The 23694-nt window shown below is 70.5% G+C and carries 23 protein-coding genes and 1 pseudogene; 12 read left to right on the top strand and 12 right to left on the bottom strand.

Annotated features, from left to right (window positions below; all coding sequences use genetic code 11):
* Positions 1-87: 87 nt before the first annotated feature.
* The gene (locus OHS57_RS16375; protein WP_328585081.1) at positions 88-1296 is read left to right on the top strand and encodes an MFS transporter; all 1209 of its coding nucleotides are present in this window, start codon (positions 88-90) and stop codon (positions 1294-1296) included.
* Positions 1297-1361: 65 nt separating this feature from the next.
* A complete protein-coding gene (locus tag OHS57_RS16370) occupies positions 1362-2723 on the top strand; it encodes an MFS transporter (RefSeq protein WP_443042903.1) in 1362 nt (453 codons plus the stop codon).
* Here the strand turns inward: OHS57_RS16370 and OHS57_RS16365 are convergent.
* The gene (locus OHS57_RS16365; RefSeq protein ID WP_328582428.1) at positions 2671-3840 is read right to left on the bottom strand and encodes a methyltransferase domain-containing protein; all 1170 of its coding nucleotides are present in this window, start codon (positions 3838-3840) and stop codon (positions 2671-2673) included. The two genes, OHS57_RS16370 and OHS57_RS16365, sit on opposite strands and share 53 nt — an antisense overlap.
* Before the next feature lie 527 nt (positions 3841-4367).
* Here OHS57_RS16365 and OHS57_RS16355 point away from each other — a divergent pair.
* Positions 4368-4901: a DUF6879 family protein gene (locus OHS57_RS16355; RefSeq protein ID WP_328582426.1), complete on the top strand. Its 534-nt coding sequence runs from the start codon at positions 4368-4370 to the stop codon at positions 4899-4901.
* Between the two features lie 25 nt (positions 4902-4926).
* A complete protein-coding gene (locus OHS57_RS16350) occupies positions 4927-5778 on the top strand; it encodes a helix-turn-helix domain-containing protein (RefSeq protein ID WP_328582425.1) in 852 nt (283 codons plus the stop codon).
* 53 nt (positions 5779-5831) lie between these two features.
* Here OHS57_RS16350 and OHS57_RS16345 read toward each other — a convergent pair whose 3' ends face one another.
* Positions 5832-6569, bottom strand: coding sequence for an alpha/beta fold hydrolase (locus tag OHS57_RS16345; RefSeq protein ID WP_041988547.1), 738 nt, complete (start codon positions 6567-6569; stop codon positions 5832-5834).
* 18 nt (positions 6570-6587) lie between these two features.
* Between OHS57_RS16345 and OHS57_RS16340 the strand changes: the two genes are divergently transcribed.
* The gene (locus OHS57_RS16340) at positions 6588-6722 is read left to right on the top strand and encodes a hypothetical protein (protein ID WP_328582424.1); all 135 of its coding nucleotides are present in this window, start codon (positions 6588-6590) and stop codon (positions 6720-6722) included.
* Positions 6723-6729: 7 nt separating this feature from the next.
* On the opposite strand, the gene OHS57_RS16335 is transcribed toward OHS57_RS16340, so the two are convergent.
* On the bottom strand, positions 6730-7887 hold the full coding sequence (locus tag OHS57_RS16335; protein ID WP_328582423.1) for a flavin-containing monooxygenase: 1158 nt from the start codon (positions 7885-7887) through the stop codon (positions 6730-6732).
* A 125-nt stretch (positions 7888-8012) separates the two neighbouring features.
* On the opposite strand from OHS57_RS16335, the gene OHS57_RS16330 reads away from it, so the two are divergent.
* Positions 8013-8771, top strand: coding sequence for a GNAT family N-acetyltransferase (locus OHS57_RS16330; protein ID WP_328582422.1), 759 nt, complete (start codon positions 8013-8015; stop codon positions 8769-8771).
* Here OHS57_RS16330 and OHS57_RS16325 read toward each other — a convergent pair.
* Entirely contained in the window at positions 8717-9400 is a 684-nt protein-coding gene (locus OHS57_RS16325) for a pyridoxine/pyridoxamine 5'-phosphate oxidase (RefSeq protein ID WP_041988552.1), read from the bottom strand. The two genes, OHS57_RS16330 and OHS57_RS16325, sit on opposite strands and share 55 nt — an antisense overlap.
* Before the next feature lie 165 nt (positions 9401-9565).
* Positions 9566-10213 (bottom strand): TetR family transcriptional regulator, encoded by a 648-nt coding sequence (locus OHS57_RS16320; RefSeq protein WP_078863592.1) that lies wholly within the window; start codon positions 10211-10213, stop codon positions 9566-9568.
* A gap of 394 nt (positions 10214-10607) precedes the next feature.
* On the opposite strand from OHS57_RS16320, the gene OHS57_RS16315 reads away from it, so the two are divergent.
* Complete coding sequence (locus tag OHS57_RS16315; protein ID WP_328582421.1) at positions 10608-13145, top strand: outer membrane protein assembly factor BamB family protein; 2538 nt, start codon at positions 10608-10610, stop codon at positions 13143-13145.
* Positions 13146-13196: 51 nt separating this feature from the next.
* On the opposite strand, the gene OHS57_RS16310 is transcribed toward OHS57_RS16315, so the two are convergent.
* Complete coding sequence (locus OHS57_RS16310; RefSeq protein ID WP_328582420.1) at positions 13197-13862, bottom strand: hypothetical protein; 666 nt, start codon at positions 13860-13862, stop codon at positions 13197-13199.
* A gap of 213 nt (positions 13863-14075) precedes the next feature.
* Here OHS57_RS16310 and OHS57_RS16305 point away from each other — a divergent pair, with 213 nt between their 5' ends.
* A complete protein-coding gene (locus OHS57_RS16305; protein WP_328582419.1) occupies positions 14076-14639 on the top strand; it encodes a hypothetical protein in 564 nt (187 codons plus the stop codon).
* 152 nt (positions 14640-14791) lie between these two features.
* Here OHS57_RS16305 and OHS57_RS16300 read toward each other — a convergent pair whose 3' ends face one another.
* From OHS57_RS16300 to OHS57_RS16290, 3 genes and pseudogenes are all read right to left on the bottom strand, one after another.
* Positions 14792-14965, bottom strand: a complete 174-nt coding sequence (locus OHS57_RS16300; RefSeq protein WP_107070081.1) for a sigma-like protein — start codon at positions 14963-14965, stop codon at positions 14792-14794.
* 284 nt (positions 14966-15249) lie between these two features.
* A complete protein-coding gene (locus OHS57_RS16295; protein WP_328582418.1) occupies positions 15250-18198 on the bottom strand; it encodes an AfsR/SARP family transcriptional regulator in 2949 nt (982 codons plus the stop codon).
* A gap of 191 nt (positions 18199-18389) precedes the next feature.
* A pseudogene (locus OHS57_RS16290) lies at positions 18390-18572 on the bottom strand (SbtR family transcriptional regulator); the annotation flags it as partial.
* 538 nt (positions 18573-19110) lie between these two features.
* Here OHS57_RS16290 and OHS57_RS16285 point away from each other — a divergent pair.
* Positions 19111-20028 (top strand): alpha/beta fold hydrolase, encoded by a 918-nt coding sequence (locus tag OHS57_RS16285; RefSeq protein WP_328582417.1) that lies wholly within the window; start codon positions 19111-19113, stop codon positions 20026-20028.
* Positions 20029-20576: 548 nt separating this feature from the next.
* On the opposite strand, the gene OHS57_RS16280 is transcribed toward OHS57_RS16285, so the two are convergent.
* Entirely contained in the window at positions 20577-20822 is a 246-nt protein-coding gene (locus OHS57_RS16280) for a hypothetical protein (RefSeq protein ID WP_041988563.1), read from the bottom strand.
* Positions 20819-20995, bottom strand: coding sequence for a hypothetical protein (locus OHS57_RS16275; RefSeq protein ID WP_157874342.1), 177 nt, complete (start codon positions 20993-20995; stop codon positions 20819-20821). The genes OHS57_RS16280 and OHS57_RS16275 overlap by 4 nt, the downstream gene beginning before the upstream one ends.
* Before the next feature lie 101 nt (positions 20996-21096).
* On the opposite strand from OHS57_RS16275, the gene OHS57_RS16270 reads away from it, so the two are divergent.
* From OHS57_RS16270 to OHS57_RS16260, 3 genes are read left to right on the top strand one after another with little or no spacing between them, the layout of a single operon-like run.
* Positions 21097-21918 carry a helix-turn-helix domain-containing protein gene (locus tag OHS57_RS16270; RefSeq protein ID WP_328582416.1) on the top strand — a complete coding sequence of 274 codons (822 nt, stop codon included), beginning with the start codon at positions 21097-21099 and terminating at the stop codon, positions 21916-21918.
* A complete protein-coding gene (locus OHS57_RS16265; protein ID WP_328582415.1) occupies positions 21915-22124 on the top strand; it encodes a DUF397 domain-containing protein in 210 nt (69 codons plus the stop codon). The genes OHS57_RS16270 and OHS57_RS16265 overlap by 4 nt, the downstream gene beginning before the upstream one ends.
* Positions 22124-22483 (top strand): VOC family protein, encoded by a 360-nt coding sequence (locus tag OHS57_RS16260; protein ID WP_041988567.1) that lies wholly within the window; start codon positions 22124-22126, stop codon positions 22481-22483. The genes OHS57_RS16265 and OHS57_RS16260 overlap by 1 nt, the downstream gene beginning before the upstream one ends.
* Before the next feature lie 91 nt (positions 22484-22574).
* Here the strand turns inward: OHS57_RS16260 and OHS57_RS16255 are convergent, their stop codons facing one another.
* A complete protein-coding gene (locus tag OHS57_RS16255) occupies positions 22575-23693 on the bottom strand; it encodes a protein kinase family protein (protein WP_328582414.1) in 1119 nt (372 codons plus the stop codon).
* Between the last annotated feature and the right edge of the window lies 1 nt (position 23694).

Below are 23694 nucleotides of genomic sequence, written 5' to 3'. Positions count from 1 at the left end.
GTACCCACTGGTGGTTTAGACCTTTACTTGATAAGTGTCGGGTCTGTGAATCAAAAGCAGCCGACCGGCGAGATCCTCGACCAGCCGCTGACGGCGGTGGCGGAGGCGGACACCGGCCTCTGGAACAGGAACTTCCGGTACTTCTTCGTCGCCCGCACGGTCTCCCGCTTCGGCGACGGCATGGTGCCCGTCGCGCTGGCCGCCGGGCTCCTCGACACCGGGCACGGTGCTTCGGCGGTCAGCTTCGCACTCGGCGCGTGGATGGCGTGTTTCGCCGGATTCGTCCTGGTCGGCGGGGTGTTGGCCGACCGGTTCACGCCGCGCAGGATGATGGTCCTGGCCGACGCCGTACGGCTGGTCTGCGCGGTCGCGCTGGCGGCGCTGTTCGCCGGCGGCGCGCCGTCGCTCCCGCTCGTCTACGCGCTCAGCGCGCTGGGCGGGCTCGGCGCCGCCGTCTTCCAGCCGGGCGTGGCCAGCATGCTGCCGCTGATGGCGCCGGACGTGCAGCGCGGCAACGCGGTGCTGCGGGTGGCCGAGTCGCTGACGACGATGGCGGGCCCCGCCGTCGCGGGCGCGCTGGCCGGATTCGCCGGGCCCGGCGCGATCTTCGGGGTCGACGCGGGCACGTTCGCGGTCAGCGGGCTCTGTCTGTTCCTGATCCGGATGCCCACGGCTGTGGTGCGCACCGGCGAGTCGATGCTCGCGGAACTGATCGGCGGCTGGCGGGAGTTCGCGGCGCGGCCGTGGCTGTGGGGGGTCATCGCCGTCTGGTCGGTGTACGGCATCACCGTGCTCGGCCCGCTCACCCCGCTGGAGGCGGTCGTCGTCACCGAGCGGCACAGCTCGGCGATGTTCGGGCTGATGATGACGGTCAACGGCGCGGGCAGCGTGGCCGGCGGGCTGGTGGCGATACGACTGCGCCCGCGCAGGCCGCTGTTCGCCGGGACGTTCGCGCTGTTCGGCGTCATCGGGAACGTGCTGGTGCTGGCGTACGACGTACCGGTGCCGCTGCTGGCCGCAGGATTCTTCGTGGGCGGGGTGTCGCTGGCGTTCTGGCTGGTGATGTGGTCGACCACGGTCCAGACCCAGATACCCAACGAGGCGCTCAACCGGCTGCACGCCTACGACGTGGCGGGCTCGCTGATCATGCTCGCCGTCGGCCGGGCGCTGGCGGGTCCTGTCGCCGAAGCGGTCGGGGTGCGGCGGGTGCTGGTGGCGGGGGCGCTGATCAATGTGGGGGTGTGCGGGGTGCTGTTCGCGGTACGGGCGATCCGCGGCCTGAACCGGACGGCATGACTCCATGGCCCGATCATATCGAAGGGTGTCCCTCGGGCCACTCGTCGGGACGGACGGGTTCGCGGATGCTGATGGACGTGACTCAGACAACCGAACGAGGCGCAGAGGGCACCCCGACCGACCAGCGCCGTGGGGCGACCGCCTCGCCGCGCCCGCAGCGCGACCCGGGCCGGATCCACCGGGCGTGGTTCGTCGCCGCCGTGGCGTTCGTGACCATCATCGGCGGGGCGGCCTTCGCCTCGATGCCGGGACTGCTGATCGAGCCGCTGCACGCGGAGTTCGACTGGTCGCGCGGCACGATCGGCTTCGCCGTCTCCGTCAACCTCGCGCTGTACGGCCTGACGGCGCCGTTCGCCGCGGCGCTGATGGACCGGTTCGGCATCCGCCGGGTGGTGGCCATCGCGCTCACCATCATCTCGATCGGCTCGCTGCTCACGGTCTGGATGACGGCGGCCTGGCAACTGATCATGTGCTGGGGCCTGTTGGTCGGCCTGGGCAGCGGCTCGATGGCGCTGGCCTTCGCCGCGACCGTCACCAACCGCTGGTTCGTCGCCCGGCGCGGCCTGGTCACCGGCATCCTCACGGCGGCCGGCGCATCCGGCCAACTGGTCTTCCTGCCGCTGCTGTCCTGGCTGGTGGAACACCACGGCTGGCGGCCCGCCTCGATCACGGTCGCGCTGACGGCGATAGCCGTCGTCCCGTTCGTCTGGCTGCTGCTGCGCGACCACCCGGCGGACGTGGGCCTGCCGGCCTACGGCGCACCGGAGTTCGTACCCAAGCCGGCCCCGATGCACGGAGCGGCGGGCCGCGCGGTGAAGGTGCTGTTCAAGGCGGCGCGCACCGGCCCGTTCTGGCTGCTCGCCGGCACCTTCGCGATCTGCGGCGCCTCCACGAACGGCCTCGTCAAGACCCACTTCGTACCGGCGGCCCACGACCACGGCATGCCGATGACAGCGGCCGCCTCACTGCTCGCGGTGATCGGCGTCTTCGACGTCGTCGGCACGATCGCCTCGGGCTGGTTCACCGACCGCTTCGAAGCCCGCCGCCTGCTGGCGGTCTACTACGCGCTGCGCGGCGTCTCCCTGATCTTCCTGCCGATGCTGATGGCCCCGACCGTGCACCCGCCGATGGTCTTCTTCATCGTCTTCTACGGCCTCGACTGGGTCGCCACGGTCCCCCCGACGATCGCCCTGTGCCGCGAGTACTACGGCGAGGACAGCGCCATCGTCTTCGGCTGGGTCTTCGCCTCCCACCAGGTAGGCGCGGCCCTCGTAGCCTTCCTGGGCGGCGTCGCCCGCGACACCTTCGGCTCCTACGACGTGGTCTGGTACGCCTCGGGCGCCCTGTGCGCTGCGGCAGCCCTGATGGCCCTGGTCATCCGCCGCCGCCCCCAACTCCCCCTGAAGGTAAGCCCGTCGACGGCCTGACCTTCCGATCCGAGTCCGTCGGGGCGATGACTGTGTCGGGGGAGCGCAGCCATACGTCCTGACGGCGGGCGGTGACCGTGAGACCGAACGCGTCGGCCGCCGGCCGCCCCAGGGCGACGTACTCCGCGTACACCAGCTCCAGTTCGGCCCACAGGCCGCGCGGACCGTACTGCCACACCTGTGACACTCCGGTCCGTTCGACGAAGGCTCCGGAACCGTCTTTGTCCTGCAGCCAGACGCGTACGGTCCGGTCCTGCTCCGTGTGCGTCATCGAGACACCGGGCAGCCGGGCGCCCGCGTAGAGGGCGAAGCCCAGGCCGAGGAGCCGGCGCGGATCGACCGAGCCGGTCGCCGCCCGCGCGGTGCTCTCGTCCACCCGGACGGCGGGTGCCGCCCGGTGCGCACGCATCGGCATGTAGGAGGCCCCACCCCCGAACGGCCCCGATGCCGTGCCGTCCGGCAGGACCGAAAGCCGGACCAGCGCCCCGCTCCAGAACTCCCGGGCCATCGGCGCGACCACGATCCCGCCGGGACGTACCTGCCGCACCAGCTCGTACGGGACGTGGCGCAGGGCGCAGGTGGCGATGAGCCGGTCGTACGGTGCGCCGGCCGGCCAGCCCTGTTCACCGTCCGCCGTGACCACGGTGGGCGCGTATCCGGCGACGGCGAGGTTCTTCACCGCCTGGCGGGTCAGCTCGTGGTCGATCTCGACGCTGACGACGCGGTCGTCGCCGAGGCGCTCGGAGAGCAGTGCGGCGACGTGACCGGTCGCCGTTCCGATTTCCAGCACCCGCTGACCGTCGTCGACATCCAGAAGGTTGAGCATGATGGCGACCATCGACGGTTTGCTGTTGGCGGAAGTGGCAGTGCCGGGGCCATCGTCGCGGCCGTCGTCCAGCTGGGTCACGATCGGCTCGTCGCTGCCCACGAGTTCGCGCCAGCCGGTGCCCGCCCTGACCGGCTCACACCGATCAGGGCCCTGACGCCAGACACGCGGCGGGATGAACAGATGCCGGGGAACCGCCTCCCACACATCCCGCCAGCGCGGCGACAACAGCCCCCGCTCGGCGAGCGTTTCGACGAGTGCGGCGTGCGCCGCCCGCAGAGCGGCCGGCATCGCTCACTCCTCCGGGGCGGTCGTACGGGGACCCGATCCGTCAGGTGTCGGGGGTGTCGGCGGTGGCGTCCAAGGCTTGATGGGTGCGGGGCTTCCGCCGTGCTTGCCGTCGTTGGTCATGGCACGACGGTAGGCACGGCACGGGTGCTCCGGAAAGTGATGTGCATGAATGTGCACAAAGACAATTGGTCTCGTGGAAAGGCTGAATTCACTCTCTTGACTTGGCGTCAAGAGGCGTTGATGGTTATGCACATCGGTGCACCGGATGCACAGGAGAGAGTACGGGAGGCACGCCATGCCTTTACGGTTCGTCGGCATCGACCCCGAAACCGGCCAGAACGGTTCACCCACCGCATGGGTGGACACCGAGACCGCGGACATCGTGATCCAGGGCTACACGGCGGACGACGCCACGCGCCTGGAGTGCGTCCGGAACACCGCACCTGGGCATGCGGAGGGCATTCCTGACCACGAGACCGTCATCCGGATCCCCGTCCGTCTGACGGGCCTGCTGAGGGAGGCGTGCGATGTCGCAGAAAGTGCCGGACTTTAAGGACTTCATGGAGGCGGCGCGGCACTCCGCCGTCCATCTGGAGATGCGCGACGTCTACGGCGTGGGCGACGAACTCGACGATTTCGAAGCCTGGAAGCGGACCGGCCTGCGGGACGCCGATCCCGGGTCCGCCTACTGGGCGCCTTGGGTCGACCTCGTCAGCCGTGCCACTGCCCGTGGGGTGCTGGTACGGCGCGCACGCGTCGTCTCCGAACCCGTCACCGACTACATCCGGTACGAGCACGCCGGGTCCGGCGTCAATGTGCATGCCGGGGAGCAGGTGCGCTGGCTGCCACGGCGGCGCGCTGCGACGCTGCTGCTGCCCGGCGCCGATCTGTGGATCTTCGACGGGACGACCGTCCTGTTCAATCACTTCGGCGGCGACGGCAATTGGGCCGCCCCCGGCATCGAGCCGCGGACCGAGTCCAGCATCGTGAAACAGTGCGCGGACGCCTTCGAGTCCGTGTGGGAACTCGCCGTACCGCACGAGCAGTACGACATCCGCTGACCAGGAAGTACCGGTAGGCCCGTTCATGCCCAGCTCCCCGTCGTCCTCGGCACAGGCAGCCCGCGAAGGCGTCGCGCGCCGGCTGCGTGAGATCAGGAAGGACGCCGGGCTGACCGTCAAGGAACTCGCGGCGACGTGCGGCTGGCACCATGCCAAGACCTCCCGCGTCGAGAACGCCCGAACACCCCCTTCCCCCACGGACATACGCCTGTGGTGCAGGGCCTGTACCGCCACCGACCAGGTGGACGATCTCATCGCCGCGTCGCTGCATGCGGAGTCCCTGTATACGGAATGGCGCCGTCGTGCGCGTACCGGGCTGCGACAGCTCCAGGACAGTTACCTGGAGTTGTACCGATCCACCGCACTGTTCCGGGTGTATTCGACGACGCTGGTACCCGGTCTGCTGCAGACAGAGGGGTACGCCCGCACGTTGCTCAGTACGAACGCCCGGTTCCTGGACGTCCCCGACGACGGAGCAGCTGCGGCTGCCGCGCGCCTGGAGCGGTCGCGGATCGTCCACGAACCGGGGCACCGTTTCCTGCTGCTCGTCGAGGAGGCGGTGCTTCGCTACCAAATAGGCGACAGCGATGCGATGGCCGCGCAGTTGGGCCACCTGCTCAGCGCGGGGGCGTTGCCCGCCGTGTCCCTGGGAGTGATCCCCCTGCGGACCCGGCAGCGGCGGCTGTGGGCCCAAGAGACGTTCAACATCTACGACGACAGCCTCGTATCCGTGGAACTCCTCTCGGCCCAGGTGAACATCACCCAGCCGTCCGAGATAGCCCTGTATCTGAAAGCGTTCGACGAACTGCGCGCCATGGCGGTGTACGGCTCCGACGCCCGCGCCCTGATCGTCCGAGCCATCGACGCGCTTGCCTGAGCGGCGCCGACAGGCGTGGTCCCGTGATCGGCCGGCCCGGACTGCGGTCGAGATCAGCTCAGGCTGGTGCGGGCTTTCAGGATGACCTCTGTGACGGCGTCGGGCTGGGAGATCATGATGACGTGGGAGCCGCGGATCTCGGTGATGTCCGCTCCCGCGCGCTGGGCCATTTCGCGGACCACGTCGCTGCCCGCCGCCGTGTCCTCCGTGCCGACCGCCGCCCACACGGGCAGGTTCCTCCAGGCGGGCGGGCCGCTCTTCTCGGCGAAGGCGCCTGCGGCGATGGGGCGTTGGGAGAGGCCGTACACGTCGGACTGCAGTTGGGGGAGGTCGGCGGTGAAGACCGAGCGGAACTTGGCGGCCTGGATCTGGAGCTCCGTGGCGGTCTCGGAGCCGTTGCCCGTCGGGTACTGGTACTCCTCCAGGGCGGTCGTCAGGACGCTGTCCTTCGAGCGGCCCACGATGTCGCCCAGCAGTTCGTCCTCGTCCGGCGCGAACGCCGCTACGTAGACCAGGCCGACCACGTTGGGCGTCCGGGTCGCGGCGTTGGTGATGACCGCGCCGCCGTAGGAGTGGCCGACGGCGAGGACCGGGCCGGGGATCTGGTTGATCATGCTCGCCACGTACGCGGCGTCGGCGGCGACCCCGCGCAGCGGGTTGACGACGGCTCGTACGGGTACTCCGGCGGCCACCAGGCGCTCGGTGACCGCCGCCCAGCTGCCGGCGTCGGCGAACGCGCCGTGCACGAGGACGACGGTGGGGGCGTTCTGGGGGCTGGTCGGGTCGCTCATGATGCTCTCCTTCGAGAGATGAGCTTCATGTCCGGCGCGTCGCCGCTCATGTCGGACCTGGACACATGGAATTTCCAGTTTGCCCCATTGATGCGGATCGCGCGCAGCGAACCCCCCGGACGCCTGGACGCGCCGGGGGAGGTGGTGAACTGACGGGTAGTCAGCGAGCCGCTTTGGCCAGGGCCTTCGCTATGCGGTTCGCGTCGATGGACAGTTCGCGGAACATGCCGCTGATCGGGTTCGTGAAGCCCGTGAAGTACAGGCCAGGCGCCTTCGGCGAGGTGCGGGGGCCGTGGACCACCGGGCGGCCCCGGGGGTCCAGGATGTCGAGCGGGCCGACCAGGGGTTCCAGGGCGCGGTGGTAACCCGTTGCCGCGATCACCACGTCCGGGGTGATGTGGGAGCCGTCCGCCAGGACGACCTTCGTCTCCTCGAAGGACTCCACCGCCGCCACCGGTTCGACCCGGCCCTTGCGTACCGCCTTGAGCAGGCCCACGTCCTGGACCGGGATCGCGCCTTCGCGTACCCGGGTGTAGAGGCCGGTGTCGGGGCGGGGCAGGCCCTTGTCGGACAGGTCGGGGACGGCGAGCTTGGCCATCAGGCGGCCCGCGCGGTCGACGAGGCGGGTCGGCAGGCGGCGGACCAGGATGCCCGTCGACTGGGCCGGCCAGCCCAGGGTCGAGCGGCGGACGATGTGCGGGACCGTGCGGATCGCCAGGCGGACCCGGGACGCGCCGCCCTCCGTCAGGTCCACGGCGATCTCCGCGCCCGTGTTGCCCGCGCCGACGACCAGGACGTCCTTGTCCTTGTACGGCTCGGCGTTGCGGTAGTCGCCCGCGTGCAGGAGTTCGCCGGTGAAGGAGTCCATGCCCGGCCAGGACGGCAGGCGCTCGGTGTGGTTGTAGCCGGTCGCCACGACCACCGCGCTGCCCGTCAACTCCCTGCCGCCGGTGGCGTGCAGCAGCCAGCCGGTGTCGTCGGCGGTGCGCTCGATCCCCATCACCTCGACGCCGGTGACGATCTCCAGCCGGTGGTGCTCCGCGTACTTCTCCAGGTAGCGCACGACCTTGTCCCGGGGGACCCACCGGCCGAAGGAGCGCGGGATCGGCAGGCCCGGCAGCGAGGACATCCGGCGGGTGGTGTGCAGGCGCAGCCGGTCGTAGTGGCCGCGCCAGGACGCGCCGACGGCTTCGGACTTTTCCAGTACGACGGCACGTATCCCGCGCTCGCGCAGGGCGACCGCGACGGCGAGCCCGCCAGGGCCGCCGCCGATGACGTACACGGGGCGGTCGGTGGTGAGGTCGGTATCCGCGCGCATGAAACCTGAGCGTAATCTCGCGCTCATTTGTTGGGTCTCGGTCAAGACCTGAATCGGTTGCGAATCGATCACGCGCGCAGGGCCGTGCGAGCGCCACTGTGCCCGTAGATGTGTTGAATGGGCTGATGAGCGATCTCACCGACTCCGCCGTACCGCGTCTGCCGCCGCCCGGCGAGATCAGCGGATTCGGCGTACGGCTGCGCCTGTGGCGCGCCGGCGACGAGGCGGCGCTGCTGCGGGGGCTCAGCGACGCCGAGTTCCAGCGCTGGAACACCCCGCTGGTGCGGGTGCGTACGGAGGAGGGCGCCGCGGAACTCGTCCGGCGGCGCCGCGAGGGCTGGGAGCGCGCCGAAATGGCGCAGTTCTGCGTGGTGGCCGACGGGGACGGGAGCGGGAGCGGGGGAGGGGCGTACGGGCCGGGCGGCGGCCCTTACGGGCCTGACGGCGCGATCCTCGGCAGCGTCGGCCTCGGCATGCTCGATCTGCGCCAGCGCAGCGGCCGCGTCGGGTACTGGGTCCTGCCCGAGGCGCGCGGCCACGGCGTGGCCAGGCGCGCGCTGGAGGTCTGCACCCGGTGGGCCTTCGAGCAGGCCGGACTGCACCGGATCGAGCTGGGCCACGCCATCGGCCACGACGCCTCCTGCCGGATCGCCGAGCGCTGCGGGTACCGGTACGAGGGGACGCAGCGCGACGCGATGTTCCAGGAGGGCAGGCTCGACCTGTTCCGGGACGTGCACATGCACGCCAGGATCGCCACGGACCCCGCGCCCGACCCCACCGTGACTGCCACAACGGCCGGTCAGGGCGCGACGGGTCAAAGTGAGACCGGTCAGGGCCAGAGCAGTTCCTTCTCCCACAGGTCCGGTTCGTCGTCGCGCCGGTAGCGCAGCCGGATGTGCCGTCTGCGATCGTCGCCCTGGAAGAACTCGACCTCGTCCGGGTCGAGGATGTATCCCGCCCACGACGGCACCGGCGCCTCCGGGTCGCGCTCGGCCCGTTCCCACGCGGCCTGACTCGCCTGTGCCAACTCGTCCGTCGAGGTGAGGACTTCGCTCTGCCGGCCGACGAGCGCCGAGGCCAGCGCGCCCGTCGAGCGGGCCCGCAGGTCCGCGTCGCTCTCCGATTCCGGCGCCGCGAAGACCCGGCCCCTGATCCGTACGGCCCGGCCCTGCGTCGGCCAGTAGAAGTTGAGCGCGGCATGCGAGCGTTCGGCCAGCTGGCGGCCCTTGCGGCTGGTCCTGTGCGTCCCGAAGTGCAGCCCCCGCCGGTCCGCGTCGTGCAGCATGAGCGTCCGTACGTCGGGACGGCCGTCGGCGTCGGCCGTCGCCAGGGTCATGGTGTGCGGTTCGGGCTGCCCGGCGGCGACCGCCTCGGCGAACCAGCGGCGGAACAGCTGCAGGGGCCGCTCGGGCGTCGTGGCGGGGTCGAAGTCGGGCAGTTCGTTCTCCCAGACCCGCTGGGTGTGCAGAAGGGCGCGGAACGCGTCCCGCTGTTCGTCCTGATCGTCGTCCATGCGTCCATTCAACCGGTCTGACGGTTGTCGCGCCTTGGGACGGAAGCGCCGGCGGGGATCAGCTGGTTGATCCGCCGCCGGCGTGACAGGACAGGGACCTTCACTCGGTGTCGCTTCGATGCGTTGGTGCCCTACGGGCTTCCGTCTGTTCCGACGGGGTCGCCGTTACTTGACGGGCTTCTTTCCCGTGATGCCCAGATGGACCAACAGGGCGAGGTTCGGGCGCAGTTCGGCCTGCTTCACACCCCAGGCCTGGAAGCCCTTCTGGTGCGAGGCGACGCCCGCGAGCATCACGACCAGGGAGCCGGCCACGGCGGCGGGGACGACGTCCTTGTCGACCTTGCCCTTGGACTGGAGCTCCTTGACCGATTCCGTAAGGGAGTTGGTGACGGAGTTCATGATCCGCGTACGGATCCTGTTGAACCGCTTGTCCCCTTCGGCCGCGCCGAGATCGATGACACGCAGAATCGCGTCGTGCCGGCGCCAGAAGTCGAGGAATCCCTCGACCAGTTCCTCGGCTGTCTGCCAGCCGGCCTTGCCGGCCCAGGAGCGGCCGGAGACCAGTTCGGTCAACCCGGTGCCTTCCTTGGCCATTTCCTCGGCGAGTTCGAGGACGGCGCCCTCGACATCCGGGAAGTACTGGTAGAAGGTCGCGGGTGAAGTGCCCGCCTTCCGGGCCACATCGATGACTTTGACATCCCGATACGGCGAGGAGCTGAGCATCTCGCCGAGGCAGTCGAGTAGCTTCTGTCGCGTCGCCTGGCCGCGCCGACCAGCCACGCGGCCGTCGACGGTGCGTACTTGTCCTGTCATGCCGTCAGCTTACCGACGGGTGATCGGAGCGCGATTTGGCCGACTGCAAATGGGTTTCGGCCGCCTGGTTCCGGTGCGTGGACGGGCCCCGATATCCACACTCATTAGTGTTATCAACAGCCTGTGGACAACTTCGGTGGACAAGTTCGCGCGGGACCGGGGATCGGGTGGGGACAATTGGGCAATTGTTCTATTTAAGCGGGAAGGGAGTGGCGCGAGGGCGTGGAGAGAGCAGGGAGGGAGCGGGGGAGAGCGCGGAGAGGGCTGATGGGGTGGCGCGATCGGGACGAGACACCCCGTTCTGCCCCCGGGTTCGCAACCGGTGCCCCGGACAGGAAGAATCAGGGGGCACGGGGCCGTACCTTTGTGGCCCGTACGGGGAGGTGGCAGGCAAGTGGAGCAGCTGACGCAGCACGACCCGAGACGTATCGGCCCTTTCGAGGTGCTGGGACGGCTCGGAGCCGGCGGCATGGGGCTGGTCTATCTCGCGCGCTCGGCGTCCGGACGCCGGGTGGCGATCAAGACCGTACGGACCGAGCTTGCCGAGGACCAGCTGTTCCGGGTGCGCTTCACGCGTGAAGTGGAGGCGGCGCGCGCCGTCAGCGGCTTCTACACCGCGGCCGTCGTGGACGCGGACCCGCGGGCCGCCGTGCCCTGGCTGGCCACCGCGTACGTGCCCGCCCCCTCGCTCGAAGAGATCGTCAACGAATGCGGGCCCATGCCGGCCCAGGCCGTGCGCTGGCTGGCCGCGGGGATCGCCGAGGCCCTGCAGTCCATCCACGGCGCCAGCCTCGTGCACCGCGACCTCAAGCCGTCGAACGTGCTGGTGGTGGAGGACGGACCGCGCGTCATCGACTTCGGCATCGCGTCCGGCGTCTCCAACACCCGGCTGACCATGACGAACGTCGCCGTCGGCACCCCCGCGTACATGTCGCCCGAGCAGGCCAGGGACTCCCGCAGCGTGACGGGCGCGAGCGACGTGTTCTCGCTCGGCTCCACGCTGGTCTTCGCCGCCACCGGACACGCACCCTTCCACGGCGCCAACCCCGTCGAGACCGTCTTCATGCTGCTGCGCGAGGGCCCCGACCTGGCGGGCCTGCCCGCCGAGCTGCGGCCGCTCATCGAGTCCTGCATGCAGATGGACCCGCTGCGCAGGCCCTCGCCGGCCGATCTCCAGTCCCAGCTGGCCCCGCACCTCTTCGCCTCCGGCAGTGACGACAGCGGTACGGCATCGGCCTGGCTGCCCGATCTCGCCACGGCGATGATCGAGCGCCGCCGGGCCGGCGTACGCACCCCGTCGCCCGCCGCCGCCCGCCCCGACCCCGCGCAGGGACCGCCCCGGCCACCGCTGCCGCCCCAGCAGGGCCGGCCGCCGTCGCAGGTGCAGCCCCCGCAGGCGGGACAGCGCCAGGTGGGCGCGGGGCGTACGCCCGACTGGGACGCGGCCTGGCAGCCCGCAGGCGGCGGAAAGCACGGCGCGGGCGGCAGGGACGGTCAGCGCGGCCCAGGTCAGCAGGGCGGCGGACCGCAGGCCGGCGGCCAGCACGCCACGCCCGGCGGCCCCGTCCGGCTCTCCGGCTCACCCGTCCCCATCGGCCCGGGACCCCGCGCGGGGGACGGCCGCGGGGGCGCCGTCGCCGAGGCTGGCCCCGCCACCGGCTGGATCAGGCCCCCCGCGGGGCTGAACGGCACGGAGGCGCCCACCAGCGCCGTACCGTCACCGACCGCTGCTCACGGGCCAGGACCCACGCAGCCGGTCGTGCCGTCCCCCGAGGTGGCCCCGGCGCCCGGCCACGGCCGCTGGCGGCCCTGGCGGTTCCGGATGTCGAACGACGTCTGGGGAACGCCCGTCGTCGACGGCGATCTGCTGTACGTGACGTCCTTCGAGGTGCACGCCCTGGACGTGGCCAGCGGGCGGCGCCAGTTCAAGACCAGGGACGTGGCCTGGGCGATGGCCGTCGCCCAGGGCCGTATCCACGCCTCCGACGGACCCACGCTGTACGCGCTCGACGGCAAGGACGGCAGCGAGCGCTGGCGGCTCCAGACGGACGCCTGGGTGTACTCGCTCAAGGTCGACCGGGGCACGGTCGTCACCGGCACGCGCGGCGGCGGCGTCCAGGCCTGGGAGGCGTCGAGCGGCGAGAAGCTGTGGGAGACGAGCGGCGCGCAGAGCGACTTCGAGACGCCGGAGGCGGGCCCCGCCGTCTTCGACGGCACCGTCTACGTATGGCAGGACGCCCGCCTGCGCGCGCTGGACGCGCGCACGGGCACCGAGCGCTGGTCGTATCCCGTCGGTGACGCCGCGTCCTGCGGCGGTGTGCCCTTGCGGGTCACCCCCGCGCCGGACGGGTATCTGTACGTCTCGGCCGGGACCCGCGTCCTGTCCGTGGACATCGCGAGCGGCCGGGTGCGCTGGCACTTCGAGGCGCCCGCCGTTTTCCTTTCCCCGCCCGCCTTTGCGCCGGGGCCCGCCGTCACCGGCGGCGGGGTGTATCTCGCCGACTACCTCGGCACGGTCTACGCGCTCGACGCGACCACCGGCAAGGACCGCTGGCGCATCGCCACGGAGTCGCGCCAGTCGATCGAGCCGGTCCTGGTCGCCGACGGCAATGTGCACGTGGGCAGCGGCAGCGCGCTCTACACGCTCGACGCGGTGACGGGCACGCCCAAATGGCGCTTCGCCGCGGGCGGCGAGGTCATCGGCGCCCCGGTCGTCGCGGACGGGCGGCTGCACTTCGGCTCGGCCGACCACGTGCTGTACACCCTGGACGCGACCGGCGGGCAGCTGCGCTGGAAGCTGGCGACGGGCGGCGAGATCACGGGCTCGCCCGTGGCGCAGCGCGGTGTGGTGTACGCGTGCAGCAAGGACCGCTGCGTGTACGCGCTGGACGCGGTCAAGGGGACGGCGACGGGGCGCAGCGGCAGCCGCTGAGGCGGGGCGGGAGCCGCTGCGGCGGGGCGGCCTGCCCGGCCCGGGTGCCGGTCAGTGGCGCTGCGGGTCCCACGGCTCGGTCTTGCCCCAGGTCTGGGTGTCGCCGCTCTGCGCCGACGGGGGAGTGGGCCATTCGGGGTCGGACCGTCCGTCGGACCGTCCGTCCGGCGTCGGCTGCGGGTCTCCGTACGTCGGCTCGGTGTGCGACCCGTCCGTACCGTGCGACCCGTTGAGCGTGTGCGCGCCGCCCGACCCGTTGACTCCGGTGCCGTCGTACGCGGGCTCCCGCCGGCTGCGGACCGACTGCCGGCCGCTCATCACCACGGCGCCCAGCAGCAGCAGGACACCACCGGCCGCCGCGGCGCCGACGCCGAGCGCGAGGCCCGTGCCGTCGGTGTTGAGCGTGAGGCTGCCGCCGTTGGCCTGGCCCTGGCGGACCGTCCACAGGGCGGTCGCGGCGAGGGAGACCAGTCCTGCCAGCGCCACCAGCAGCCGTGAGCGCATCACGAGCCCGACCAGGGTGACCAGCGCGGCGAACGCGAAGGGCAGCACGATCGACTCGACGAGGCTGGGGGTTCCGGCGGAGATGCCGTCGAACAGGTCGCTGACGCGGTAGTCATGACCCACCCGGTGGTCGTACCAGGGCTTGAACACGCTCGCCACGCCTGCTGCCGCTCCGACGAGGGCGAGCACCGAGCCTATGACGTTCCGGACCATCGTCGGCCTCCTTGACTGGACTGCCGTGCGGACTGTCGTGCTGGTCGCCTGCCGCGTCTGCCGCGCGTCGTGCCGACGTTACGTCGGTTACCCCGTCCAGGCCGGATCACGCCCGGAACCACCCGGCCGTCGCTGGGCGTGTACATGCTGTTAGGAATGATCGGCAACACCTGAACGACTGACCAACTGGACCAACGGGGAAGGGACTCGGCCTTGCTGCGTCGACGTCTGAAATTCACGGCCGCCGTGGCTGTGGTGATGCTGGGACTGACGGGATTCTCGTCGTCCCACGGCCATGGACACGGTTCGAAGAGCAGCGGTCACTCCAGCGGAGGCGGCTGCTCCAGCTCGAAGACCAAGAACGGCACATACTCGGACCACGACTACGACGACGATGACGACTACGGCTCGTCGGGCGCCGACACGGCGGCGGACGACACGTACGACGACACGTACACGCAGAGTCCGACGCCCTCGGCGTCAGCTTCCGAACCGGTGGCCGAGACGGTCAGTTGCGCTCGCGGCGCCAAGGGCAAGAAGAAGGCCGTCACGTACAGCATGGTCCGGGTGACGGCACCGGACGGCGCGTTCGACGGACTGGACACCTACCGGGTCGACGTCGAATTCCAGGGCGCTTCCGGCACGAAGGTCGACACGGGGAGCGCGCTGGTCACCCTGGACGGCGGGGAGTCCCGGACGACGCGGGTGACGATGGACCACCCGGGCCGCGTCGCGCGGGTACGGGACTGCTACCCGACCGCCGTGCTGGACAACTGAGTTCAGGGGCTCTGGGATTCAAGGGCCGCACGCACTGCCGGGACGGCGACGTGGTCGGCCGCGGCGGCTCCCCCTCCGCGCCGCCGCGGCCGTTCCCCCGTCCCGAGAAGGTCTGTCAGATTGTGCGGATCGTGCTGCTGGTGCCGGTCGTGCTACGGCGCCGGCGGCGCGGGAGTGTGGTTGTCCTGCGTCGTGGCGGTGGACTTTCCCTTCGCCGGAGCCACGGGCGTGTGGTTGTCGAGCGGCTTCGGCACGCCGGCGTTCGCGGGCGGTGCGGGCGTGTGGTTGTCCATGGTGGTGAGTTCTTCGTTGTTCTCGGCAGTCATGGCTCGTCTCCCGTGTGTTCGGCGGCGCTGGCGGGGGACCCCTGCGCGGCGACTCCCCCGGGTGTCGCCGCGCAGGGATCCAGGGGGCCTCACTCGAACCGAGGAGTCCCCCCGGCGATCCGTCAGCTGCCCCCCGACGCGACGAATCGACACACTCAGCATGTCTTGTGAGCATAAACAATCGATGAACGCCCCGGTGCGGGGCTTGCGCCGCCTGTGCGCCACGTCACTGACGTGCTAGACGGACGCGCCGCCCATGCCGCTTACGCCGCCACCCGAGCCGCCTACGCCGCCGACAGCGGGCTGAGCAGACTCCGTACGTTCGACGCCTCCGGGGCGTCGCACTCCTCGTACAGCGCCAGGGCCTCGCGCCAGCAGACCCGCGCGCGGTCGCTCTGGCCGACGGTCTCCAGCGCCCGGCCCAGCACCGTCAGCACGCTCGCGCGGATCCGGTCTCCGCCGATGCACCCTATGGCGAGGGCCTGTTCGGCGTGCTGCGCCGCCTTGGCCGGCTGCCGGGCCGTGAGGTACGCCTCGGCCACGCGGAAGTGGGTCGTGCCCTCCCACAGCCGCTGCCGGTTCTTGCCGAACGTCGTCAGGGCCTCGTTGAGCTGGGTCAGGGCCTCTTGGTGGTTGCCCGCCTGGGTGAGCGCGACACCGAGCGCGTAACGGGCGTTCGCCAGCCGGAGGGTGAGGCCGAGGTGGTCGTAGATGTCGATGCCCTGCTGGGCGAGTTCGATGGCCTTGGCCGTACTGCCCTGGGAGAGGTGTATCCGGGAGAGGTTGCACAGGGCGCTCGCCTCGGCCGGACGGTTGTTGTCGGCGCGCGAACTCTCGATGGCGCGCAGCAGGAACGACTCGGCGTCGGCGAGCCGCCCCTGGTTGAAGGCGATGATGCCGCGGTCGTTCTCGGCCCAGAAGACCGGCGCCGGGTCGCCCGCGGCGCGGGCCAGCGGCTCGATGTGCCGGGCCTCCTCGTCGGCCTCGGCGTAACGGCCCGCCACCAGATGGACGTTGGTCAGGGTGGTCCTGGCCCGGCCCTCCGCGTGACGGTCGCCCGTCGCGTGCGCGGTCGCCCGCGCGGACAGGGCGGCCGACTCGTACTGCTTCGAGTTGGCGCCCGACTCGGCGAGGTCCTTCGCCGCCCACAACAGGTCGACGGCCTTGCGGAGTTGCGTGCCACGCGAGGCGTGATGGGCACAGGCGAGCAGACAGTCCGCCTCGGTGTAGAGCCAGTCGAGGGCCGTCTGCCGGTCGTCGAACGACAGGCCCTGGTACGCGGTCGGCGCCAGGTGGTCGATGAGCCGGTCACCCGGCCGCTCGATCGCGTAGACCTCCGCCGCCGTCGCCAGATAGAAGTCCAGCAGCCGGGAGAGCGCCGAGGCGCAGTTGCTGGAGGAGTCTTCGTCCCGCTGGGCGCATACACGCGCGTAGAGACGGACCAGGTCGTGGTAGCGGTAACGGCCCGGCGCGGCGGATTCGAGGAGCGAGGTGTCGACCAGCGACTCCAGCACGTCCTCCGCGTCGTGCAGCGGCAGGTCCAGCACGGCAGCGGCGGCGGCGAGGGACATGTCGGGCCCGTCGGCCAGGCCGAGGAGCCGGAACGCCCGTGCCTGGGCGGGTTCGAGCTGTCCGTACCCCAGCTCGAACGTCGCCTTGACGGCCAGATCGCCCGCCTGCAGTTCGTCCAGCCGCCGCCGTTCGTCGGCGAGCTTCGCGGCGAAGACGGACACGGTCCAGGTGGGGCGGGCGGCCAGCCGGGACGCGGCGATCCGGATCGCCAGCGGCAGGAACCCGCACGCGGCGACCACGTCCAGCGCGGCCTTGCGCTCCGAACTCACCCGCTCCTCACCGACTATGCGGATGAACAACTGGAGCGCTTCTTCGGGCGACATCACGTCCAGGTCGACCAGATGCGCCCCCGCCAGGTCGACCATCCGGACCCGGCTGGTGACGAGCGCCGCGCACCCGGTGGTGCCGGGCAGCAGCGGACGGATCTGCGCCGCGTCCCGCGCGTTGTCCAGCAGGACGAGGATGCGCCGGCCGTCGAGGGTGGAGCGGTAGAGCGCGGAACGCTCGTCGAGGGTGTCGGGGATGGCCGTGTCCGGGGTGCCGAGCGCGCGCAGGAAGGCGCCCAGGACCGTCTCCGGCTCCGCCGCGCGGGCGCCCGCGCCCATGAGGTCGACGTACAACTGCCCGTCGGGGAAGTGCGGTCGCGCCTCGTGCGCGATGTGCACGGCGAGCGTCGTCTTGCCGACACCGCCGATGCCGGCGAGCGCGGACACCGCCATGACGGACCCCTCGGCGGCGGTCAGCCGCCGTCCCAGATCCCGTACGAAGGCGGCGCGTCCGGTGAAGTCCGGCACGGTCGCCGGGAGTTGCGCGGGCCTCATGACGGCCTGGATCGGTACGGGCTCCTCGACGGGCCGGGCCAGCTCGGCGTCGGCCTGGAGGATGCGCTGCTGCAACTGGGACAGTTCGGGGCGCGGATCGACGCCCAGCTCGTCGGCGAGCAGCCGGCGCGTGTCCGCGTACACGGCAAGCGCCTCGGCCTGCCGCCCGCTGCGGTAGAGGGCGAGCATCAGCAGCTCGCGCAGCCGCTCCCGCAGCGGCTGCGCCGCGGTGAGGGCGGTCAGTTGGGAGATCGCCTCGGCGTGCGAGCCCAGCTCCAGATCCAGGTCCAGCAGCGCCTCGGTGAGCTGGAGCCGCCACTCTTCGAGGCGGGCGCGCTGCGCCTCGGCGTACGGGCCCGGTACGGAGGCGAGGGGTTCGCCGTCCCAGAGCCCGAGGGACTTGCTGATCAGCTCACGCGCGGTGGAACGGTCGCCCGCTGACCGCGCCTTCTCGGCGTCGGACGCCAACTCCTGCGCCACGTTCAGGTCGAGGGCTTCGGGGCTGGTGCGCATCGCGTACCCGCCGGACTCGCTGACGAGCACTCCTGCGGACAGGATCTTGCGGAGCCGGGACGCGTACGTACGAACGGCGGCGAGCGCCTGCGACGGCGGCTCGTCGCCCCACAGCGCGTCGATCAACTCGCCGGAGGTGGCGGTACGTCCGTCGCGCAGGAGCAGGGCGGCCAACAGGGCGCGCTGCTGCGGCGACCCCGAAGGCAGCACTTCACCACCGCGCCAGGCCCGCACGGGCCCGAGCACGCTGAAGCGCAACTCGCCTTCCTGGTCAACTACCGCCGGAGCCCACTGCTCCGGTACACGCGGCCCGATGTCCCGGTCCATAGCTCCCCCTGCCCTGCACTGCTGGTTTCGCCTTCGACAGTCTGCCTTGTCCAGGGCGGGTGCGTCAGCTGTGGGTAGCGGTCTGCACAAGCCCTCGACAGGTGGGGAGGGTCGATTTGGGCGGTTGTGGGGCGGGGGCCGGGGGTTGACGGGGCGACGCGGCAGCCTGCCGAGGAGCTGGCCTCCGGGTCTGGGCGGGGTGTCAGGCCGTCCAGGGTGAGATCGGGCAGGCGTTCGGCCTGCGGACGCCGCTCGGGGCTCGCCGAGGTGAGGGCGATGCCTTCGAGTGCGGCACCCAGGTCGGTGGGGCCGATGTCGGTACGGATCGCGCCGGCGGCCGTGCAGGCTTCCATCAGGGTGGTGATGGCGGCCTGGGCGGGCATCGACGTGAGCGAGGTCGTGGTGCGCCCGACGGTGCAGGGCTGAGGGCGCGGGGTGCATGAGCCGGGGGCTGTGCGGGCCCGGAAGTTAGGTGAACCGGGGGCCGCCCCTTTCTGTTGAGTGTCGCGGTTGCGGTCCGGCCGTCAAGGGCGCTCCTGCGTCGCGTCGCTTCGCGATGGGCTGCGCCCACCCTTGACGCCCGAACCTCCACCGCAAAGGAAGGCTGGGGGGGGGCGGCCGGGGGGCTCCACGGACCAGACCGGCCGTCGTGACGGGTGCTTGGCCGACTGCGGGTGCCACGCGGCAGTTGCATGGGGGGACTCGGCCCGGCCAAGCGTCCACCCAAGCCGGGTATCGGGTGAGACTCATGCCCCGCTGGTCACCGTGAGCGGGTGTGGAACTCGGCTTGTCCCCCCTGCGAGCTACGTGCAGGTGTCCACTGCGTGGTGACGAATGTGCGCCGTCAGATCCATAGCGTTCAACACATGCCGCGGCGCTCCGGCCGCGGGTTCTGAACGAAGGGTTTTCACGATGAGCCGCAACGGCAAGGCATCCGCTGTCATCGCACTGTGCTGCACCGTGGCCGGTGCCGGGCTTGTCGGTGTCGGGAGCGTAGCGACTGCGGCGGCGGACACGGTCGCCGTGGCCGGTGCCCAGGGCAGGGCGCACGGCGGGGACGTGTTCACCGGCACCAAGAAGATCAAGGTCGACGGCAAGTCCGTGAACGTCTCCTGCGCGGGCCGCCCGGTGCGGCACCAGCCCGTCGTCGTTCTTCTGCACGGCGGCGGGGACTCGCTGGAGACCATGGCCGGCATCCAGCAGACCCTGAGCGAGAAGAACCGGGTCTGCTCCTATGACCGGCTCGGCGCCGGTGCCAGCGACCAGCCCGACGGACCCCAGTCCATCAAGGACAGCGGAAAGATCCTGACCGGCGTACTCGACCGGGTCGCCGGTGACGCTCCGGTGGTGCTGGCCGGACACTCGCTGGGCGGGCTGTTCGCCGCCAGGTACGCCCCCGATCACCGCGACAGGGTCAAGGGCCTGGTCCTGATGGACGCCACCTCACCGACCCAGAGCGCCGATCTCATCAACGAGGTCCCGGCGTCCGCCACCGGCATGGCACCCGAACTGCGCGACCAGACCCTGGCGATCCTCAAGGGCGACAACCCGGAGAAGCTGGTGGTACCGGATGGCAAGGTCCGCTCCGCGGGGCACATCCCGGTCGAGGTGATCAAGCACGGCAAGCAGTACCTCGCAGCCGTTCCCGAGTACGGCCAGGCGATGGAAGACGGCTGGACCAAGGGGCAGCACAAGTGGCTGGGCGTCTCCAGCCGCAGCCACCTGAGCGTTGCCAAGAACAGCGAGCACTACATCTACGTCGACCAGCCCGAGCTTGCCGTCAAGGCGATCCAGCGAGTCACCGCTCAGGTTGCCTCGCACCAGGCGTAGCCCCGGATCATCTAGGCGGGGTGCGTCGTGAAACGCCTCAGGCGGTAGGTGGTCGGTTGCGCCAGGCGGCTCTCTCGGCCGTTAGCCGCCGTCGTCTCTTCCCCTGCCCAGGCACCCACCCAGGATCGCCCCTCCGTGTCGGCCTGATGTGCCCTGAGGCGCGCCTAACGCAACACGGGACGCAAGAGATGCCCGATGGTCGCCCCACGAACCATCCCCCGTCCCTCCAGTCACACGTGTCCCACCGAGGGTGACCAGCGGGGCATGAGTCTCAGCCGCTACCCGGTGGGGGTGGACGCCGAGCTGGCCCGAGTCCCCCCATGCAACTGGTGCGTGGCACCTGCCAGTCGGCCAAGCACCCGTCACGACGGCCGGTCTGGTCCGTGGAGCCCCCCGGCCGCCCCCCCTCAAAGAAGCACTTGCGGTGGAGGGGCGGGGGTCAAGGGTGAAGCGAAGCGCAATCGGCGAAGCCGACGCGACGAAGGAGCGCCCTTGACGCCCGGACCGGAGCCGCGACACTCAAACCTCAGGGGCGGCCCTGCGGGCGGCTAATCTCGGCGGTCGCGGAGGTTCGGGATCATGCGTCCTGACCCGCTGTCGGGGCACAGCGAGTGGCCGCACTCGCACTTGGGCCAGCGCAGTGCGGACCCGGGGACGAGGTCGGCCCCTTCGGCTTCGTAGCCGTCGTCCCCGCCGTTCAGTCCGTCCGCCGACTTCTGCACGATGAGCATCCCGTTCGTGCCGAACTCCGCCGTCAGGCGCGACAGGAAGCGTCGTGCCTTGCTCTGTGTCATTCCGACCATCGCCTCAATCCGTCGAGTACGCGTTCCAGGAGTTCCGTGGTGACGGGGTCGGGCGCCAATCGCCAGAAGCCCCAGCCCTGGACGGTGGCCTGAAGTTCCCTCAGGTCGGGCGGGTGCTGCTGGTCGACGTCCTGGTCGCACATGAGAGCTGTGCCTTCCGTCATCGCTTTCATCACTGTCTGTGCCTCAAGCGTCGGCTTCTGTGAGTACGCTCAACAGGGGGGAAGCGTTGACATTCGGACGTTTCAATGAAAGAGGGTGCGACGTGGCGTACGCAGACGATCTGGACCCGTCCGATTCCGTGCTGGCGTTCTACGCCACGGATTTACGACGGCGTCGCGAGGCTGCGGGCATGTCGCAACGGGCGCTGGCGAAAGCGGCGTTGATGGCGCCCTCACTGCTCAACAAGATCGAAGCCGCGAAGCGGCTACCGACGAAAGAACTGTCGGTGCTGGCCGACGAGCTGTTCGGGACGGGTGACCACTTCCGGCGGCTGTGGCCGCTGGTGATGAAGTACGCCTACCCGAAGTGGTTCCGGCCGTTCGTTGAGCTTGAGGAAGCCGCCTCGCAGATCCGGTCGTTCCAAGTGCAGGTCGTGCCCGGGTTGTTGCAGACAGAGGACTATGCACGCGCGGTGCTATCCGAGGGCCGGATCAACCGGGACAGGGTTGAGGAGCTGGTCACAGCCCGGCTCGAACGGCAGCGCATCTTGGAGCGTGAGGAGCCTCCGGAGCTGTGGATGGTGCTCGATGAGAATGTGCTTCGCCGCCGCATCGGGAGCGTTGACACGATGCGTGGTCAACTAGAACGTCTTCTGACCGCCGCTCAGACGCCCAGCAACGTCGTGCAGATTGTTCCGTTCGATGTCGGAGGGCATGCGGGGGTTGGCGGACCGTTCTCTGCTCTTGCGATGGACGAGGGGCCGGATGTCGTCTACGTAGACGGCTTTTTGCAGGGGCAGATCTTCGCTGAAATTGAGCACGTCAGGGCCGCGACGCGCACCTATGATTTGCTCACGGCCGATGCCCTTTCGACCGACCGGTCGATCCACATGATCGCCAACGCCTTGAAGGAACTGAGACCATGATCAGCGCGAGCAGCCTGCCGGACGTGGTGTGGCTCAAGTCCAGCTACAGCAGCAATAACGGCGGCGACTGCGTCGAGGTCGCCCCCAACCTTCCCGGTGTCGTCCCCGTCCGCGACTCCAAGCGGCCCGCCGGCCCCGTGCTCATGCTCGCTCCCGCCGCCTGGGCCGACTTCGTCGCGTACGCCGGGCTTCAGGAACGACGCTGATGGCCGTACGCCGTGTCGTGCCCAACCTCCCGGCCGAGTCGGAGTCTGAGACCCCGGAGAAGAACCGGGAGTTCTACGGGCTGCTCGGCTTCGAGGAGGTCATGAACCACGGGTGGATCATGACGCTCGCCTCTCCCTCGACCCCGGCCGCGCAGATCAGCTTCATGACCCGCGACAAGACCGCGCCCGTCAACCCCGACCTGAGCGTCGAGGTGGACGATGTGGATGCCGCCTACGCGGTCGTGCTGGAGAGCGGGGCGGAGATCATCCACCCGTTGCAGGACGAGGAATGGGGCGTGCGGCGGTTCTTCGTTCGCGATCCCGGCGGACGCGTCATCAACGTGCTGGGCCACCGCTGACCGTCACCCCGCGCCAGACCCGCGATGACTTTGCGGGCCCGCCTCCGTCTTACCTGGTGCAAGCCACTCCCGACGAACTACGAACTACGAACTACGGGCTCCGGCGGCGGATCTCCTCCGCCGGGTACGGCGTCTGTCTGCTCTCGTCCCGCAGCTCGCGGAAGAATTCCGTCACCACCACGGCGAGTGGCGCGTACCGCGTCAAAATCGACGCCGCGGCCGCCGGGACTCCTGTGGGGTGCTTGCCTTGCGCGTACGCCCCCAGCAGCTCCTGCCGTTCTCTCCCTCCCAGCCCCTTCAACCCCGTGACCAGCCAGTTCGCCAAGTACGAGAGCGCGTACACGCGGTCGTACGACGGGTGCTCGTCGATGAAGTCGACCTCGGCGGGGGACAGGTCGAAGCGCGGCGACGTCGCCAGGCCGTAGTCCGTGAAGTACAGCCGGCTGCCGTCCGTGAGGATGTTCTCGAAGTGGACGTCCATGTGCAGCAGCCCGTTGTCGTTCATGAAGGCCGTCCCGGCCTCCAGCTCCGCCTCCACCATCGCGCACGCCGCGTCCACCGCCGCGTCGCCCGCCTCCACCTGCTGCCCCAGCCACTGGTGCAGGTTCCGCGGGATGTATTCCAGGAACAGCGCCACGCTCGCCGAGGAACCCCGGCGGGCTTCGATCTGGTTCCGTACGGCCGATCCGCCGCCCCAGTAGGCGACGGACGCTTCGACGTCGGCCAGTTCGTCCGGCAGGGGAGCCGAGTCCGGCAGCACCCGCCAGTGGTACATCAAGGGGAAGCCCTCGTATGCGCCGGCGAGCACCCAGTTCGTGGTCATCGTATGCGCGGCGAGTTCTCGCCAAGTCCCGAAGCTCGGCCCGGCGATGTTGTACTGGCAGAAGGGCTGCAGGTCGAACAGGTTCGCCGTGGAGTGCACGTTCTCCGGCTGTCGCTCCAGGTCGGTCAGCGGCACCCGCTTCACGAAGACAGGACTGCCCGCCACCTCCAGCAGCGCCGACTTCCCGCCGATCCCCGTACCGAGCGGCTCGGCCGCCTCCAGCAGCTCCCGCAGCGCGCGGTCGCTGATCAGGGCCAGAGCGGTGGAGACGGCACCGTAGGCGGCGAGTCGGGACTGGTGCGCGAGGCGCGCCTGGTGCGCGAGGCGGGCATCGCGCGTATCGCCGGCATCGTGCGTGTCGCCGGCGTTGTGCGCGAGATGCGGCATG

Source organism: Streptomyces sp. NBC_00370, assembly GCF_036084755.1.
In the GTDB taxonomy this organism is placed as follows: domain Bacteria; phylum Actinomycetota; class Actinomycetes; order Streptomycetales; family Streptomycetaceae; genus Streptomyces.
This window is presented reverse-complemented; position numbering and strand designations above follow the sequence as displayed.